Origin of the sequence: Sulfitobacter geojensis (genome assembly GCF_000622325.1) — a bacterium.
In the GTDB taxonomy this organism is placed as follows: Bacteria; Pseudomonadota; Alphaproteobacteria; order Rhodobacterales; family Rhodobacteraceae; genus Sulfitobacter; species Sulfitobacter geojensis.
The window spans coordinates 1,552,054-1,568,025 of sequence record NZ_JASE01000005.1 but is presented as its reverse complement, the minus strand read 5'-3'; the positions used below and the strand labels follow the sequence as shown (position 1 = coordinate 1,568,025).

At 59.3% G+C, this 15,972-nt stretch carries 13 protein-coding genes and 1 tRNA gene; 8 read left to right on the top strand and 6 right to left on the bottom strand.

All coding sequences use genetic code 11. The features are described 5' to 3' along the window. The first annotated feature begins 87 nt into the window (after window positions 1-87). A complete protein-coding gene (locus Z947_RS0109665; RefSeq protein ID WP_025044104.1) occupies window positions 88-2,277 on the top strand; it encodes an NADP-dependent isocitrate dehydrogenase in 2,190 nt (729 codons plus the stop codon). Between the two features lie 73 nt (window positions 2,278-2,350). Here the strand turns inward: Z947_RS0109665 and Z947_RS0109660 are convergent, their stop codons facing one another. Beyond that, window positions 2,351-3,244, bottom strand: a complete 894-nt coding sequence (locus tag Z947_RS0109660) for a DMT family transporter (RefSeq protein ID WP_025044103.1) — start codon at window positions 3,242-3,244, stop codon at window positions 2,351-2,353. 192 nt (window positions 3,245-3,436) lie between these two features. Here Z947_RS0109660 and Z947_RS0109655 point away from each other — a divergent pair, with 192 nt between their 5' ends. Next, the gene (locus Z947_RS0109655) at window positions 3,437-4,399 is read left to right on the top strand and encodes a Gfo/Idh/MocA family oxidoreductase (protein WP_025044102.1); all 963 of its coding nucleotides are present in this window, start codon (window positions 3,437-3,439) and stop codon (window positions 4,397-4,399) included. Here the strand turns inward: Z947_RS0109655 and Z947_RS0109650 are convergent. After that, a complete protein-coding gene (locus Z947_RS0109650; protein ID WP_025044101.1) occupies window positions 4,389-5,303 on the bottom strand; it encodes an SMP-30/gluconolactonase/LRE family protein in 915 nt (304 codons plus the stop codon). The genes Z947_RS0109655 and Z947_RS0109650 overlap by 11 nt on opposite strands. A gap of 90 nt (window positions 5,304-5,393) precedes the next feature. On the opposite strand from Z947_RS0109650, the gene Z947_RS0109645 reads away from it, so the two are divergent. The 3 genes from Z947_RS0109645 to Z947_RS0109635 all read left to right on the top strand — a co-directional run bounded on the left by Z947_RS0109645 (window position 5,394) and on the right by Z947_RS0109635 (window position 8,868). Next, on the top strand, window positions 5,394-6,164 hold the full coding sequence (locus Z947_RS0109645) for an SDR family oxidoreductase (RefSeq protein WP_025044100.1): 771 nt from the start codon (window positions 5,394-5,396) through the stop codon (window positions 6,162-6,164). A 117-nt stretch (window positions 6,165-6,281) separates the two neighbouring features. After that, window positions 6,282-7,355, top strand: coding sequence for a malate/lactate/ureidoglycolate dehydrogenase (locus Z947_RS0109640; RefSeq protein ID WP_025044099.1), 1,074 nt, complete (start codon window positions 6,282-6,284; stop codon window positions 7,353-7,355). Window positions 7,356-7,434: 79 nt separating this feature from the next. Further along, window positions 7,435-8,868 carry an FAD-binding oxidoreductase gene (locus Z947_RS0109635; protein ID WP_025044098.1) on the top strand — a complete coding sequence of 478 codons (1,434 nt, stop codon included), beginning with the start codon at window positions 7,435-7,437 and terminating at the stop codon, window positions 8,866-8,868. Window positions 8,869-9,121: 253 nt separating this feature from the next. Here the strand turns inward: Z947_RS0109635 and Z947_RS0109630 are convergent. From Z947_RS0109630 to Z947_RS0109620, 3 genes are all read right to left on the bottom strand, one after another. After that, window positions 9,122-9,208, bottom strand: a tRNA-Leu gene (locus Z947_RS0109630). A gap of 41 nt (window positions 9,209-9,249) precedes the next feature. Continuing rightward, complete coding sequence (locus tag Z947_RS0109625) at window positions 9,250-9,816, bottom strand: tetratricopeptide repeat protein (RefSeq protein ID WP_025044097.1); 567 nt, start codon at window positions 9,814-9,816, stop codon at window positions 9,250-9,252. Window positions 9,817-9,847: 31 nt separating this feature from the next. After that, window positions 9,848-10,324, bottom strand: a complete 477-nt coding sequence (locus tag Z947_RS0109620) for an Lrp/AsnC ligand binding domain-containing protein (protein WP_025044096.1) — start codon at window positions 10,322-10,324, stop codon at window positions 9,848-9,850. Window positions 10,325-10,432: 108 nt separating this feature from the next. Here Z947_RS0109620 and putA point away from each other — a divergent pair, with 108 nt between their 5' ends. The 3 genes from putA to Z947_RS21840 all read left to right on the top strand — a co-directional run bounded on the left by putA (window position 10,433) and on the right by Z947_RS21840 (window position 15,048). After that, on the top strand, window positions 10,433-13,861 hold the full coding sequence (gene putA / locus Z947_RS0109615) for a bifunctional proline dehydrogenase/L-glutamate gamma-semialdehyde dehydrogenase PutA (RefSeq protein WP_025044095.1): 3,429 nt from the start codon (window positions 10,433-10,435) through the stop codon (window positions 13,859-13,861). 66 nt (window positions 13,862-13,927) lie between these two features. Then, the gene (locus tag Z947_RS0109610; protein ID WP_025044094.1) at window positions 13,928-14,674 is read left to right on the top strand and encodes a rhomboid family intramembrane serine protease; all 747 of its coding nucleotides are present in this window, start codon (window positions 13,928-13,930) and stop codon (window positions 14,672-14,674) included. Continuing rightward, window positions 14,671-15,048 (top strand): GFA family protein, encoded by a 378-nt coding sequence (locus Z947_RS21840; protein ID WP_081781133.1) that lies wholly within the window; start codon window positions 14,671-14,673, stop codon window positions 15,046-15,048. Before Z947_RS0109610 ends, Z947_RS21840 begins: the two co-directional genes overlap by 4 nt. On the opposite strand, the gene Z947_RS0109600 is transcribed toward Z947_RS21840, so the two are convergent. Next, a complete protein-coding gene (locus Z947_RS0109600) occupies window positions 15,049-15,834 on the bottom strand; it encodes an inositol monophosphatase family protein (protein ID WP_025044093.1) in 786 nt (261 codons plus the stop codon). Window positions 15,835-15,972: the final 138 nt, after the last annotated feature.

The window sequence follows — 15,972 nt, the reverse complement described above, 5'->3', positions numbered from 1 at the left end:
GCATACTACAGTATACTATCGACCTTACCCCTTGTGTGCGCTATGGACGGCACAATTGTTCTTCACGGCATACTCAAGGGGTTTACCATGTCAGATATCATCTACACCAAAGTCGACGAAGCACCGGAACTCGCCTCGGCGTCATTCCTGCCGATCATCCAGAAATTCGCAGCTGCTGCAGGTGTGTCCGTAGGGACCAAAGACATCAGCCTTGCGGGCCGTATCTTGGCGACATTCCCCGAGCACCTGAAAGAAGATCAGCGTCAGTCTGATGATCTGGCCGAGCTGGGCCGTCTGGTCAAAACCGCAGATGCAAACGTCATCAAACTGCCCAACATCTCGGCCTCCGTGCCGCAGTTGGTTGCCGCCATCAAGGAACTGCAATCACAAGGATACGCCCTGCCCGATTACCCCGAAGCACCCGGCACAGACGCGGAAAAAGCCGTGCGTGCAAAATATGACGGCATCAAAGGGTCGGCGGTGAACCCTGTTTTGCGCGAAGGAAACTCTGACCGTCGCGCGGCCAAAGCGGTGAAAAGCTTTGCACAGAACAACCCGCACCGCATGGGCGACTGGGTTGCGGACAGCAAAACCCGTGTGTCTTCCATGTCGGGGGGTGATTTCTTTTCCAACGAAACTTCTGCCACTCTGGACACCGAAGCCACGGCCAAGATCGTGCTGGTTACCGACGCAGGCGAAACCGTGTTGAAAGAGGGCATCACCTATCCGGCGGGCACCGTGGTGGATGCGACCTTCATGAGCGCGGCAGCGTTGCAAAACTTTCTGGCCGAGCAAATCGAACAGACCAAAGCCGACGGCACGCTGTTTTCACTGCACATGAAAGCCACGATGATGAAGGTCTCCGACCCGATCATCTTTGGCCATGCGGTCAAGGCCTTCCTTGCACCAGTGTTTGAAAAGCACGGTGACGCGATGGCCGATCTGGGTGTGAACCCGAACTCCGGCCTTGGCGATTTGCTGGCCCGTGTGAAGGACAACGCCGAAATCATGGCAGATATCGATGCTTGCATGGCCGCGCGCCCACCGATGTATATGGTCGATTCCGACAAGGGCATCACCAACCTGCACGTGTCATCCGACGTCATCATCGACGCGTCCATGCCCGCGCTGATCCGCGCAGGCGGCAAAGGTTGGGGACCGTCGGGCGAGGAATCAGACGCCAATTGTGTGATCCCCGACAACTCTTATGCGCCGGTTTATGATGAGACGATCAAGTTTTTCAAAGAAAACGGAAAAATGAACCCCGCCACGGCTGGCACAGTTCAGAACATCGGTCTGATGGCGCAAAAAGCCGAGGAATACGGCTCGCACCCCACCACATTCGAGATTGCTGAAGCGGGCACCGTCAAGATGATCCTTGACGATGGCACGGTGTTGCACAGCCATGAGGTCGAGGCCGGCGACATCTGGCGCTCTGCCTCTGCGCGCAAGGCCCCGATCGAAGACTGGGTGAACCTTGCCATCGACCGCCAAAAGGCCGAAGGCTGCCGCGCGATCTTCTGGCTTGATGCCGACCGCGCCCATGACGCCGAGCTGATCAAATACGTCAAACCGATCCTTGAAGCCAAAGGTGTGGCCGACAAATTCGAAATCATGGCCCCGCGCGAAGCAACACGCGCGTCCTTTGAAACCATCACCGAGGGCAAGAACACCATCGCCATCACCGGCAACGTGTTGCGCGACTACCTGACCGATCTGTTCCCGATCCTTGAACTGGCCACATCGGCCAAGATGCTGTCGATTGTGAAACTGATGAACGGTGGCGGTTTGTTTGAAACCGGTGCCGGTGGTTCGGCCCCCAAGCATGTTCAGCAGTTGCAGGAAGAAAACCACTTGCGTTGGGACAGCCTTGGCGAATTCTGCGCCTTGGGTGAAAGCCTGACCTTCCTCGCCGATGCCAAAGGCAATGAAAAGGCCCGCGTCTTGGGTCAGGCGGTGGATGCCGCAACGCAAGGCATCCTTGATCACGGTCATTCCCCGTCGCGCAAAGTGGGCGAGCCGGACAACCGCAACAGCCACTACTGGTTTGCGCGCTACTGGGCCGAAGCCTTGGCGCGCCAGAACAGCGACGCGGAACTTGCCGCGCATTTCGCCCCCATCGCCGAAGCACTGGCAAGTGGCGAAGAGAAGATCCTGTCAGAGCTGGCAGCGGCGCAGGGTCCGGCGGTTGACCTGGGTGGGTATTACCACGGGGATGCGGCCAAAACCGCCGCCGTGATGCGCCCCTCGGAAACGCTGAACGCGATCATCGGGTAAACCCCGCCGCACGACAAAAAAGGGCCGCGCTTTGGTGTCAAAGCGCGGCCCTTTTTCCGTTCTAGCCTAAGCATCAAACCGGCGGCGGTTGCCGTCTGCGCACGCTGATCAACAACCCGATCGTCAGCAACACGATGGCAAGAATGCTGATCCAGCTCAGGCTCTCGCCGAGGATCAACGCGCCCAAAATACCGCCGCCCCCCGGCACCGCCGCCAAGATCGACGAAGTATTCGCCGTGCCAATGCTGCGCGAGGCATGGGCAATGAACAACAGCCCGATCAGGTTTGGCACGAACCCCTGATAGACCGCTTGCAACAGCAATGGCCCCATCGGTGCGTCAGCCAACCCCGACGGCAACCACAGCGCCCAAACCGGCAGATACAGCACCGCATTCACCACCGTTCCGCAAAAGATGATCTGCATCGCCGTCAGCTGCCAGCGTTCGGACAGGATCATGTAAATTGCGAAAAACACCGCGCCGGTCACGAACAACAAATCCCCGATCCACGCACCCTGTGCACTGGTGCCTGATCCGTCCCACGCCAGTACAATTGCCGAAACAAGGATCAAACCGGCCCCCAAAAGTTGACGCAGGGAAGGGTTGGCCCGAAACAGGATAACCCCGAAAATGATGCTGATCAGCGGCAGGATACCGTTCATAAAGATGCCGCCATGGGCCGCTGGTGCGAATTGGAAACCGGTGAAAACACACAGGATATAAACCGGTCCCAAGATGAACGAGAGCACCGCGATTTGCATTAAACGCAATCCGCGCCACGGCTTGTAATAAAGGCAAAGCGGCACGGCAACCAGCGACGCCAGACCATAGCGCATCGCGGCCAGATCATAGACGGTCAACCCGCTGCCATTGGCGACGCGGCTGACGATCAGCCAGAAGGACCAGACAAAAACAATGGACCACGCCGCGGCAAAACCCGTGATCTGGGAGGTGGGTCTGCTGGACATAAAGAAATGCTAAACCTGAAAAATGGGGAAGTTCCCGTGGCTAAGCAGTAGAAGTCACCCGGCAGACTGACAAGAGGCGGCGGGCAGAAAAGGAGACATAGGGGTTTTTCCCGCTGACGGGACGAAACGATACGCATTGGCGTGCATCTGCGCTATGCCCCCACCAGACGCAGCAATTCAGAGAGACATATCATGGCCATTCGTACAGCAATCATCGGGTTGGGGATCATGGGCCGGCGCATGGCGGAACATATGACGCTACACACCGACTTTACTGTAGATGCCATCTGGGATCCCGATCCCGCCGCCTGCGCATTGGCCCGCGCCATGGCCCCCGATGCGACGGTTGCCGCCACTGCCGAAGCGGCGATTGCAGCGGCTGATCTGATCTATCTCGCCTGCCCGCCCGTGCCACGCAAAGCTTACGCGCTCGCAGCCGCGGCGGCGGGCAAAGCGGTGTTTCTGGAAAAGCCGTTGGGCGTTGATATTGACGAAAGCCGCGCATTGGTCGACGCACTTGCGGCCTCTGGCGTGCCAGCGGCAGTGAATTTCACCCAAGCGGCAGGCGATGCCCTGAACGAAGTCAGCAGCGCAGCGCAATCGGGGGCCTTGGGCACGCTCATGGGCGCGGACATCGTGGTCAGCTATGCGCAGTGGCCGCGCGCGTGGCAAGAAGCGGCAGACTGGCTGCGGTTTCATGCCGAAGGGGGGATGACCCGCGAAGTGATTTCACACTTCCTGTTTTTCTCGGAACGTATTCTCGGGCCGCTTGAACTGGTTTGGGCACAAGCGGATTATCCCGCGCAAAGTGACCTGTGCGAAACCCATGTGGCGGCGCGGCTGATTTCTGCGACTGGCATGCCGGTGACGATTATGGGCAGCGTCGGCGGCGCGCAACCGGACCGCCAAGAGGTGACCATCAAGGGCAGCACTGAAAGTCGCCGCATCTCGGACTTCTATCGCAATGCAGCATCAAACGGCGGACCTTTTACGCAGCTTCACGACGAATACGACGACCCGCGTGCCGCCAGCCTTAAGGCGCAGTTGGACGACCTATCCCTGATGATTGCGGGCAAGCCAAACCGGCTTGCCAAACCTGAAGAAGCCCTGCGTGTTCAAGTGTTGGTTGAGAGCATCCTCGCCCCTAACCGTTGAAATGCAGGCGGTGTCCCGCGTCAGGCCATCGGGTGTGATAAAGACATCCCGTGCCTGACGCGGTGATCCACGCATCGCGCATATCTTCCCCGCCAAAGCAGATGTTGGTGATATAGGGATCGCCCGGCACTTCGAAAAACGTCACCGGTCCGTCCCCCACCGGCACTGTACTGATCCCGCCGCGCATCAACGTAGCGACACAGATTTTTCCGTCCGCCTGTACGGCCAGACTGTCCAGCAATTGATAATCGGGAAGCGTCGCTTCCAGCCGTCCGGGCATGTCAAACGGCAAGGGCGCGATTTTACCGGGGGCAATCAGATCAAAGCTCCAGACGCGCCCGGTGCGGGTTTCGGCCACATGCACAGTCTTGTCGTCAGGCGACAGGCCGATACCGTTTGGCGTAATCATCGGGGCATGGACACGGGTGATCCGGCTGCCGTCGGCCTTTGCGTAATAAAACGCACCGTGGTGCACAAATTCGGCATTGGATTTACCCAGATCAGTGAAATAAAATCCGCCCTCTGCGTCGAATACAATATCATTGGGGCCGCGCAGCGGTATCCCGTCACAACTGTCATAAATCGTTTCGAACGCACCTGTCTCGGGATCGACGCGCTGGATCGACCCTGTGACGTAATCCTCTGGTGTCCCTATGGGCCGCGTGATGCCGCCCTCTTGGGTCCAAATAAACCCGCCGTTATTGCAAACATAAACCATCCCGTCCGGCCCGATGGCCGCACCGTTTGGTCCGCCGCCCAATTCAGCAATTACCGTGATCGTGCCATCCGGCAAAACACGCGACAGGGTCTGGCGACGGATTTCGACCAGAATGACAGACCCGTCTGCCATTGCAATCGGCCCCTCTGGAAAATCCAATCCTTCGCACACCTTGGTGAGTGTCATATTCAATTCCTTTTCTGCACAATTTATGGACAAGCCGCCAATTCTATGAGTTCCTGCGCCGTAAGACAGCACAGATCGGGAGGGGACGATATGAAAAACTTAACGGGGAAAGTTGCGTGGGTCACTGGTGCGGGAGGCGGCATTGGCGAAGCATCTGCCGTCGCTCTGGCAACCAGCGGGGCGCATGTTGTGCTGTCCGGTAGACGCGTCGAAGAGCTGGAACGTGTGCTTGCGCAGATTAACGTAGCAGGCGGCGATGCCGAGATTGCCGCGCTTGATGTCGTTGATGCCGAAGCGACCCAAACGATTGCGGATGATTTGACCAAGCGGTGGGGCGGCGTCGATATTTTCATGGCGAACGCAGGGATGAACGTGCCCAACCGCGCGGTGAGCGCGGTCACAGCCGCCGATTTCGCACGTGTTGTTGACGTCAATCTGAACGGGGTGATGAACGGCGTGCTCGCGGTGTTGCCCCAGATGCGGCTCAAGAAAGCGGGCACGTTGATCCTGACCTCGTCGTGGGCGGGGCGCCACCCGTCCCGCTTGACCGGTCCCGCCTATAGCGCATCGAAACATGCGGTCGTTGCGTTGAGCCATTCGATCAATCAGGACGAAGGGGTCAATGGCATCCGTTGCACCGCCTTGATGCCTGGCGAAGTTGCGACACCCATCATGCAATCGCGGCCCAAGCCACCCTCGCCCGAAGACCTTGGGAAAATGCTGCAAGCCGATGATCTAGGAGCGATGGTGCGCTATATCGCCGAAGCGCCGCCGCACGTCTGCATTAACGAGGTTCTGATCAGCCCGACATGGAACCGCAGCTTCACCGGCGTGGCCGAACTGGGCGGGATCAAGCTTTGACCGCCTGAATGGGGCACGTCCCGTCAACGCCTTGATCATCGGGGCCTGCGGCGCTGCGACGTCTATCGCAAGACGCCCTGCCCCTTGCTCCTGAAAGACATATAGAAAGCTACCGAAATGAAGATATCTGCCGAAAACCTGACCACACTGGCGACCTCCATCCTGACCCATGCAGGCGGTACCGAAGACGCTGCGCGCAGGATTGCGACCCGACTGGTGGATGCCAACCTGACAGGTCACGACAGCCACGGCGTCGGTATGATCCCCGCCTATGTCGAGGGGGTACTGGCCGGCCAGTTGATCCCTGACGCCAATGCCGAGGTGGTGCAGGACAAGGGGCCGTTTCTGCTGGTTGATGGCCAGCAGGGGTTTGGCCATATCGTTGCGGAACAGGCAATGACGCTGGCCATCGAACGGGCCAAAGCCAGTCACTTTGCGGTGCTTTCCCTGCGGCGCAGCTTTCACCTCGGGCGGCTTGGCGACTGGGGCGCGATGGCGGCCGAGGCAGGGTTCATCTGCATACTATACGCCAACGTACAGTCATCACGCCCCATCGTGGCACCCTTTGGCGGCAGTGACGCGCGCTTTGTCACCAACCCCTATTGCACCGCCATTCCCGCCACAGACAAACACCCTATGTTCCTGTTGGATATGGCCACCAGCACCATTGCTATGGGCAAGGTACGGGTCGCTGATCTAAGCGGCAAACAGGTGCCGGAAGGCTGCGTGACTGACGCGGCGGGAAACCAGACGACCGACCCGTCCGTGATGTTCAACGAGCCACTCGGGGCGCTGACGACCTTCGGGCAACACAAGGGGTTCGGACTGGCCCTGTTAGGTGATATCCTTGGCGGATCCTTCAGCGGTGGCGGGGCCTATCTGCCCGAACGCGAAGTAGAGGCGCAGATCCTGAACAACATGATGGCGATCCTGATTGACCCGGATGTGTTCGGCACTGCGGATGCCTTTGGCATGGATGTTGACGCCTATACCGATTGGATCAAATCATCGCCCCCTGCCCCCGGTTTCGATGCCGTACAACTGCCCGGAGACCCCGAACGCAGCAGCGCCAAGGACCGGCGCGCCAATGGCATTTTTCTGGACAACGGCACCGCCGCACAACTGGCGGAAGCGGCAAAATCTGTCGACGTTCCTCAACGCGAGATTGACGTTTTTCGCAACAGTGCGTGATCTTTGAAAGGCTTGGTGTCTTGCCACCGGCCCGGCCCAAGTTAGGATGCTCGCAAAACTTGAACACAAGCGAGACCACATGCGCCCGGAAACACTAGACAATCTGCACCGTATTCTTGGCGATAAGGGGATCGTCACCGGTGCGGATGTTCACGAAGGCTATTACACGGACCCGCGCGGATTGGGTGACGTGCGCCCGAACGTGGTGATGCGCCCTGCCTCGACGGCGGAGTTGTCGCAAATCATGAAGATTTGCCACGACGCAGCGCAACCCGTTGTTGTGCAAGGCGGGTTGACGGGTCTGGTCACAGGTGCACGCCCCCAACACAGCGAAGTGGTCATCACCATGGAGCGGATGAACGGCATCGAAAGCATCGACACCAAGGCCGGCACAATCACAGTTCTGGCGGGCACGCCCCTGCAAGTTGTTCAGGAAGCGGCGGACGCTGCCGGTATGGTTTATCCGCTTGATCTGGGCGCGCGCGGATCCTGTACCATTGGCGGCAACCTGTCGACAAATGCGGGGGGCAACCGCGTCATCCGCTATGGCATGACACGTGATCTGACGCTGGGGGTCGAGGCGGTTCTAGCGGACGGCACGGTGATCAACAGCCTGAACGGATTTATGAAAAACAACACCGGGTATGATCTGAAACAGATGTTTATCGGCAGCGAGGGTACGCTGGGCCTGATCACCCGTGCGACCCTGCGCCTGTATCCGAAACCTAAAACGCAAGTCGTGGCCTTTTGCGCCGCTGACAGTTTCGACGCTGTCGCTGATCTTATGGCCCATATGCGGACAGGCCTCGGGGCAGATCTAAGCGCGTTCGAAGTGCTTTGGGCAAAAACCTACGCCGCCGTATTGTCTGACGTTACTGGGATCAAAGCCCCGATCCCCGAAGGGCACGCATTTTATGTTCTGGTCGAAATGATGGGATCAGACGCGGCACATGACACCGAAAAATTCGAGACCTGTCTGGGTCAGGCGCTGGAGAACGAGCTAATTGTCGACGCGGTCCTCTCACGCTCGAACGCCGAGATTGATGCGCTGTGGGACGTGCGCGACGGGATGGCGCATGCCATGGGCAAACAGCAGCCGTCCGTCGGATTTGATATCAGCCTGTCGGTTGCGGATATGAAGGTGATTGAAAGCGAATTGCTGAGCCGGCTGCAGGCTGCGTTGGGCGACGTGCGGTTGTTCATCGGCGGCCACCTTGCCGATGGCAATCTGCATCTGGTGGCAAAGTCACTGAAGGAAGGGCCGCAACCGAGAGATACAATTCAGGAAATCATCTATGGCTGGGTCGGTGAAGTTGGCGGCTCCATCTCGGCGGAACATGGCATCGGATTGTTGAAACGGGATTATCTGGCGCAAAGCCGCAGCCCCGCAGAGCTGGCGCTGATGCGCGCGCTCAAACAGACGATGGACCCAAAGAACCTGCTAAATCCGGGGCGCGTATTTGATCTGGGCACCGCACCGATGGCCGACAATGCACAGGCCCCCACCCCATAAGATGCGCGGCTGCTTCCGATTTCCCGGGCGATTTGCCGGACCTTGAGATCCCCCTTCCTGCCGAGACGTTTTTCGGAGGCCTCAAGGATCAGCCCGCGATTCGCAGCAGGACATAATTTGTCGCCGCGCAATCAGCGGGCTGGCGCGTATTTCGGATTTCACACCGAGCTGAAACCCCGCACCCTGAGCAGGGCGCAGGCAGCACACAGCCCGACGTTCCCGCGTTACACGCTCTGTTCCGGCAATATGGAAGTGGTGCGGGCGGGGGGACTTGAACCCCCACGGGCACAAGGCCCAACAGATTTTAAGTCTGGTATGTCTACCATTCCATCACGCCCGCAGCAGGTGCAATTAAGCCCAAGCGGGGGGTGGTGTAAATGGTCAGAGTTCTTTGTTTGCACGTCCCAATGGTGCGCCATCGGCCAGCAATGCAGCTTCGGACAACCACGGATTGTTTTCCACCGCCAACAACATCTGCGCGCGGGCCTCTGCGATGCGGCCAAGATTCATCAGGGTCAGGGCACGGCCCGACTGCGCCGCGACATGATAGGGCTGCAATGACAAGGCCACGTCCAGATCTACCAATGCCTTTTCATGATTGCCGTTTAGAAAATGGATATAGGCACGCTGGTTGAACCCCTCCGCGTAATGCGGGCAATAGGCCGCCAAGCGATCGAATTCGCGGATCGCGCCAGCGAAATCAAATACCTCACGGCGGCGCATTCCGGCGTCCAGCGCCGCTTGGGCCGCTTCATCAGGGGCGCGCAGCCAGACTTGCCACATCTGATTGGAAATACGCTGTCCCTGCGTCGCGTTTTCCGCACCCTGCGCGCGGGCGATCAGGTTCAGCAATTCATTGCTGGTGTCCGCCGGTGCGGGACAATCGGCCCACGCCATTGCGCCCGAACCAAATGCAGTGACGCAAAGGGTCAACAGTAACTTTCGCATGCCCCAATCAAAGACACGACAGCGTGCTGCGTCAAGTGCCGTCTGCCAGCATCGTTTCTTTCACCGCTTCCATCGCCACATAGGTCGAGGTGTTGGAGACATGCGGCAAAGAGGATATCGTTTCGCCCAGAAAACGGCGATAGGCGGACATGTCGCGCGTCCGTACCTTTAGCAGATAATCGAAATGGCTCGCGATCATATGGGCTTGCTCGATTTCGGGCACCTTGGCGACTGCGGCGTTGAACTCTCGCAGTGCCTTTTCGCGGGTGTCGTTCAGCCGCACTTCGACAAAGGCGACGTGATCAAGGCCCAAACGGATGGGATCCAGCATGGCGCGGTAGCCAAGGATCACGCCGTTCTCCTCCAACCGGCGCAGCCGCGCCTGAGTGGGGGATTTTGACAGGCCGATGCGCTTGGCAAGTTCGGTAATACTGATGCGCCCGTCTTCGGCCAATACGGAGAGAATCGCGTTATCGAAACGATCCAGCGCGAATTGAGCATTTTGCATTACATTTCCCCCCGAAAGTTTGCTTTTTATCTGCAAGTTTCGCCAATCTAAGGCAAACCGCCTTTCAAAGATAGTGTATTATCAACGAAACGCCTTATGGAGAGAACCATGGCCAATCATACACTGCAAACGCTACGCCACCAGATTGATGCCGGCATGTATGCCGATCCTGATACGGTATTGGACCGCCTGGTTTCTGCCGCCAACCTGCCCGCAACCGAACGCGCCGAAATTTCGGCACAGGCGGCTGATCTGGTGCGCGCCATTCGCAGCAGCACCCAACCCGGGCTGATGGAGGTCTTTCTGGCCGAATATGGTCTGTCAACAGATGAGGGCGTTGCCCTGATGTGTCTGGCCGAAGCCCTGTTGCGGGTGCCTGATGCCGATACGATCGACGCGCTGATCGAAGATAAAATCGCCCCCTCCGATTGGGGCCGCCACATGGGGCACTCCACGTCGTCGCTGGTCAATGCCTCCACTTGGGCGCTGATGCTAACGGGACGGGTTCTGGATGATGAACAACCCGGCCCCGTGCGCCACCTGCGCGCCGCGATTAAACGTTTGGGTGAACCGGTGATCCGCACCGCCGTGTCCCGCGCGATGAAGGAAATGGGCCGCCAGTTTGTGCTGGGCGAAGATATCGATGCGGCCATGAAACGCGCCGCTGGTATGGAGAAAAAAGGGTTTACCTACAGCTATGACATGCTGGGCGAAGCGGCCCGCACCGAAAGCGATGCCAAGCGCTATCACCTGAGCTATTCGCGGGCGATCAGCGCCATTGCGACCGCTTGTACCGACAGCGACATCCGCAAAAATCCCGGCATCTCGGTGAAACTTTCCGCACTGCATCCGCGCTATGAGGTTTCGCAGGAAGAGGCCGTGATGACCGATCTGGTACCGCGCCTGCGCGCGCTCTGTCTGCTCGCGAAATCTGCCGGCATGGGCCTGAACGTCGACGCGGAGGAAGCCGACCGCCTTGGCCTCTCGCTTGAAGTGATCGACCGTGTGATGAGCGAACCGGCGCTGGCCGGTTGGGACGGATTCGGCATCGTGGTACAGGCCTTCGGCCCGCGCGCCGCCACGGTGATTGACGCGCTTTATGACATGGCCAAACGCCATGACCGCAAAATCATGGTGCGTCTGGTTAAAGGTGCCTACTGGGACACGGAAATCAAACGCGCACAGGTCGAAGGCATCGACGGCTTTCCCGTCTTCACCCAGAAAGCCGCCACCGACGTCAGCTATATTTCCAACGCCCGCAAGCTGCTGGGAATGACAGACCGGATTTATCCGCAATTCGCCACGCATAACGCCCATACGGTTGCTGCGGTACTGCACATGGGGGCCGATCAAAAGGACGCCTTCGAATTCCAGCGCCTGCATGGCATGGGCGAAACCCTGCATACTTTGGTGATGAAAGATCACGGATCACGCTGCCGCATTTACGCGCCTGTTGGGGCACATAAGGACCTGTTGGCCTATCTGGTGCGCCGTCTGCTCGAGAACGGTGCGAATTCCAGCTTTGTGAACCAGATCGTGGATGAGGACGTTCCGCCAGAGGTTGTCGCGGCGGACCCGTTTGAGCAATTGGGCTTGCCCACCAACCTGATCATCGCCAAAGGGCCGGAGGTATTCGCCCCCCTGCGCGGCAATGCCCGCGGATTTGACCTGACCCACACGCAAACACTCGATGAAATCGAACAGGCCCGTGCCCCGTTCCTGAACAAATCATGGGACGCCGCACCGCTGCTCGCCGGCAAGGCGGCACCGCAACCCGCTGTGGCTGTCACCAACCCGACGAACCCCGAAACCTCCCCCGGCACAGTGCGCAACGCCTCGCTTGCCGATGTGGCCACAGCCTTGGACAAGGCAGTGGCTTGGGCTGCGCCCCTGTCGGAACGGCGCATTGTTTTGCTTAAGGCCGCGGATCTGATCGAGGACAATTTCGGCGAAATTTTTGCCCTCTTGGCCCGCGAAGCCGGAAAAGGCCTGCCTGATTGTGTGGCCGAACTGCGCGAAGGCGTCGATTTTCTGCGCTATTACGCCGGTCAAGCCACGGGTGAACCGCCCGCGGGCATTTTCACTTGCATCAGCCCGTGGAACTTTCCGATGGCAATTTTTGTCGGGCAAATCTCTGCCGCATTGGCGGCGGGCAATGCTGTTCTGGCCAAACCGGCCGAACAGACGCCGCTGGTCGCCCATCTGACCGTGTCACTACTGCATCAGGCGGGCGTGCCGAAAACCGCCCTGCAACTGCTGCCCGGGGGTGGAGACATCGGGGCCGCGCTGACCGGTGACAAACGCGTCAACGGCGTGGCCTTCACCGGCTCTACCACGACGGCCCAACGCATTCGTGCCAACATGGCCGAGCATTGCGCACCCGGCACCCCGTTGATTGCCGAAACCGGCGGGCTGAACGCCATGATCGTGGACAGTACCGCCCTGCCCGAACAGGCCGTGCAGGCAATTGTTGAATCCGCGTTCCAGTCGGCAGGCCAACGCTGCTCCGCGCTGCGCTGTCTGTATGTGCAGGAAGATATCGCCGAAGACCTGACCAAGATGCTGATCGGCGCGATGGAAGCGCTGAACATAGGCGATCCGTGGGACCTGAGCACGGATGTCGGACCCGTGATCGACGAACTTGCGCGCAAGGGCATCCTTGATCACGTTGAAACCGCACGATCACAGGGGCGTCTGGTCGCCGAACTCGACGCGCCTGAAACAGGGACCTTTGTTGCCCCTACCATTCTGCGGGTAAGCGGCATTGGTGATCTGGAGCGCGAGATTTTCGGTCCGATCCTGCATATAGCAACGTTCAAATCGCACGAACTTGACGCGGTGATAGACGCGATCAATGCCACCGGTTACGGACTGACCTTTGGCTTGCACACCCGTATCGACGACCGCGTTCAATATGTGTCCGAACGCATCGAGGCGGGTAACATTTACATCAACCGCAACCAGATCGGTGCAATTGTTGGCAGCCAGCCCTTTGGCGGTGAAGGCCTGTCAGGCACCGGCCCCAAGGCGGGCGGCCCGAACTATCTGCCGCGTTTCGGCGCGCCGGATGTGCAGCAGGTCAGCGACACATGGGAAAAGGCGCAGAACAACCTGCCCGCCCTGCCCCAACATGCGCCCAGCGCGCCAATCGAAACCCTGTCGATGCCGGGGCCGACGGGTGAATCCAACCGGCTAAGCACCCTGCCGCGCGCGGCATTGTTGTGCATGGGACCGGGGGCCGAGGCAAGTGCCGCGCAGGCGCGCGCGGTCGAAGCTTTGGGCGGCATCGCCCTGCGCACAACCGGCCAGATCGATCCCGAGCATTTGATCACGGGGCCGGATTTCGGGGGCATCCTGTGGTGGGGGGACGCGGACACCGGACGGCGGATCGAACAGGCGCTGGCCAAACGCACAGGTCCGATTTTGCCCCTGATCCCGGGCTTGCCCGATCCCGCAAGGGTGCGTGCCGAACGTCATGTTTGCGTCGATACCACCGCATCTGGGGGCAATGCCGCCCTGCTAGGTGCCGCCAGCTAACACGCATCGCCAATTTGACGGGCGCGGCCACTTGACCCCGCCCGTCCAATCGCCCAGCTTGGCGCAATGTTTCCCATTCGCGATCATAATCCGTCCGGCCGTGTGCCCTATGTCACCTATGTGCTGATGGCGCTGAATGTCGGCATATTCCTGAGCTATGTGCCGATCCTGAACGATGATCGCGCCCTTTACGCGCTGTACAACGCCTATGCCCTTGTGCCGGTGCGTGTCAGCGACGGTTACGGTTTCGAAGGGCTGTTTACCTCCCAATTTCTGCATGGCGGCTGGATGCATCTGGCAGGTAACATGCTGTTTTTATGGATCTATGGCGACAACATCGAAGAAAAGATGGGGCATTTCGCCTATCTCGCCTTCTATCTGGCTGCCGGTGTCGCGGCGGGGCTGACGCAGGTAGCTTTCGAACCTTCTTCTGCCGTGCCCATGGTAGGGGCTTCCGGCGCAATCGCCGGTGTGATGGGCGCCTACCTTCTGTTGTTCCCAAAGGCCAAGGTGGACATCCTGATCATCTTTGTGGTGTTCTTCCGCATCTTTCCGATCCCCGCATGGATCATCCTGATCCTGTGGTTCGGCATGCAGTTTGTGGGCGGAATTGGCGCGGATCCCAACACCGGCGGCACCGCCTTTTGGGCACATGCGGGGGGCTTTGTCGCGGGTATTCTTGGCGCGCTGCCGGTCTGGCTGAAACGCGGGGGTGTGGCATTTTGGAACCGGACAGACGGCCATCCGCCCCACCCAGAGGCGAAATATCCACAGATCAACAACAGCCGCATCCCAAAGGTCAAACGAAGATGACCGCCCCCCGCGACATCAAGGCAAGCTGCCACTGCGGCGCAGTCACACTGACCGCGACATTGCCATATGGCTTTACCGATGCTGCGCGCTGTACGTGTTCGTTCTGCGCGCGCAGACAGGCGGCGGCGGTTACAGCAACCACCGCTTCGGTGACCGTCACCAAAGGTGCCGATGACCTGTCAGTCTATTCTTGGAATACCCACACCGCGCGCCATTACTTTTGCAAGATTTGTGGCATATACACTCACCACCAACGCAGGTCAGACCCTGCGCAATGCGGCATCAATCTGGGATGTATCGACGGAGCCCGCCCGTGGGATCACGATCCGATCCAGTGGACGGACGGCATAAACCACCCGTCAGACGCAAACTGATCAGCCGCGCACGGCTTTGGCAAAGCTCGAGAACACCGGTTCGTTCGCACAGATGATCTGACCGTGGCCGACAATGTCGCGCCCCTCATCAAGCGGTTCGACCAGACCACCGGCCTCGCGCACGATCAGCGATCCCGCCGCCAGATCCCATGCGTGCAAGCGCCGTTCCCAGAAACCGTCGTACCGCCCCGCGGCGACATAGGCCAAATCAAGCGATGCCGCGCCCCAGCGACGCACCCCAGCACAAACCGGCATCAACCGCGCCAGTTCCTGCAAGGTTTGCGGCAAATCCGAACGGCCGCCAAACGGCAGACCGGTGGCAAAAATACTCTCGATCATGCGATGACGGCCGGAGGCACGGATGCGGCTTTCGTTCATCCAGGCACCGGCACCTTTTTCGGCAAAGAACAGCTCGTCTTTGGTTGGGTCAAACACCACGCCCGCAACGATCTGGCCCTTGTGTTCCAACGCGATGGATACCGCCCAATGCGGCAGGCCGTGCAGAAAGTTCGTGGTCCCGTCCAGCGGATCGACAATCCAGCGGCGCGTCGGGTCGACGCCCTCTTCCTCGCCGCCCTCTTCGGCCAGCCAGCCATAGGTCGGACGCGCGTTCATAAGTTCGCTTTTGATGATCTGCTCGGCCGCGATATCAGCCTTGGACACAAAATCGCCCGCGCCCTTAACGGAGACCTGCAATTGCTCGACCTCACGGAAATCCTTGGTCAGGGCGCGCCCCGCTTTGCGCGCCGCTTTGATCATGATGTTAAGATTCGCACTGCCAACCATTGAAAGACGCCTTTTTGCCGCGATAAGATGCACCCTTTAGGCCGATGGGGCCTGTTTGCCAAGGGTGGCTGGCCTTTCAAGGCTATGATTCTGCCGCGATAGGCAGACAAATCACAAACGCGCCACTTGTTTCACCCT

Coding starts and splice junctions, on each gene's coding strand:
- Z947_RS0109665 (WP_025044104.1), top strand. CDS start 88: ATGTCAGATATCATCTACACCAAAGTCGACGAAGCACCGGAACTCGCC.
- Z947_RS0109660 (WP_025044103.1), bottom strand. CDS start 3,244: ATGTCCAGCAGACCCACCTCCCAGATCACGGGTTTTGCCGCGGCGTGG.
- Z947_RS0109655 (WP_025044102.1), top strand. CDS start 3,437: ATGGCCATTCGTACAGCAATCATCGGGTTGGGGATCATGGGCCGGCGC.
- Z947_RS0109650 (WP_025044101.1), bottom strand. CDS start 5,303: ATGACACTCACCAAGGTGTGCGAAGGATTGGATTTTCCAGAGGGGCCG.
- Z947_RS0109645 (WP_025044100.1), top strand. CDS start 5,394: ATGAAAAACTTAACGGGGAAAGTTGCGTGGGTCACTGGTGCGGGAGGC.
- Z947_RS0109640 (WP_025044099.1), top strand. CDS start 6,282: ATGAAGATATCTGCCGAAAACCTGACCACACTGGCGACCTCCATCCTG.
- Z947_RS0109635 (WP_025044098.1), top strand. CDS start 7,435: ATGCGCCCGGAAACACTAGACAATCTGCACCGTATTCTTGGCGATAAG.
- Z947_RS0109625 (WP_025044097.1), bottom strand. CDS start 9,816: ATGCGAAAGTTACTGTTGACCCTTTGCGTCACTGCATTTGGTTCGGGC.
- Z947_RS0109620 (WP_025044096.1), bottom strand. CDS start 10,324: ATGCAAAATGCTCAATTCGCGCTGGATCGTTTCGATAACGCGATTCTC.
- putA (WP_025044095.1), top strand. CDS start 10,433: ATGGCCAATCATACACTGCAAACGCTACGCCACCAGATTGATGCCGGC.
- Z947_RS0109610 (WP_025044094.1), top strand. CDS start 13,928: ATGTTTCCCATTCGCGATCATAATCCGTCCGGCCGTGTGCCCTATGTC.
- Z947_RS21840 (WP_081781133.1), top strand. CDS start 14,671: ATGACCGCCCCCCGCGACATCAAGGCAAGCTGCCACTGCGGCGCAGTC.
- Z947_RS0109600 (WP_025044093.1), bottom strand. CDS start 15,834: ATGGTTGGCAGTGCGAATCTTAACATCATGATCAAAGCGGCGCGCAAA.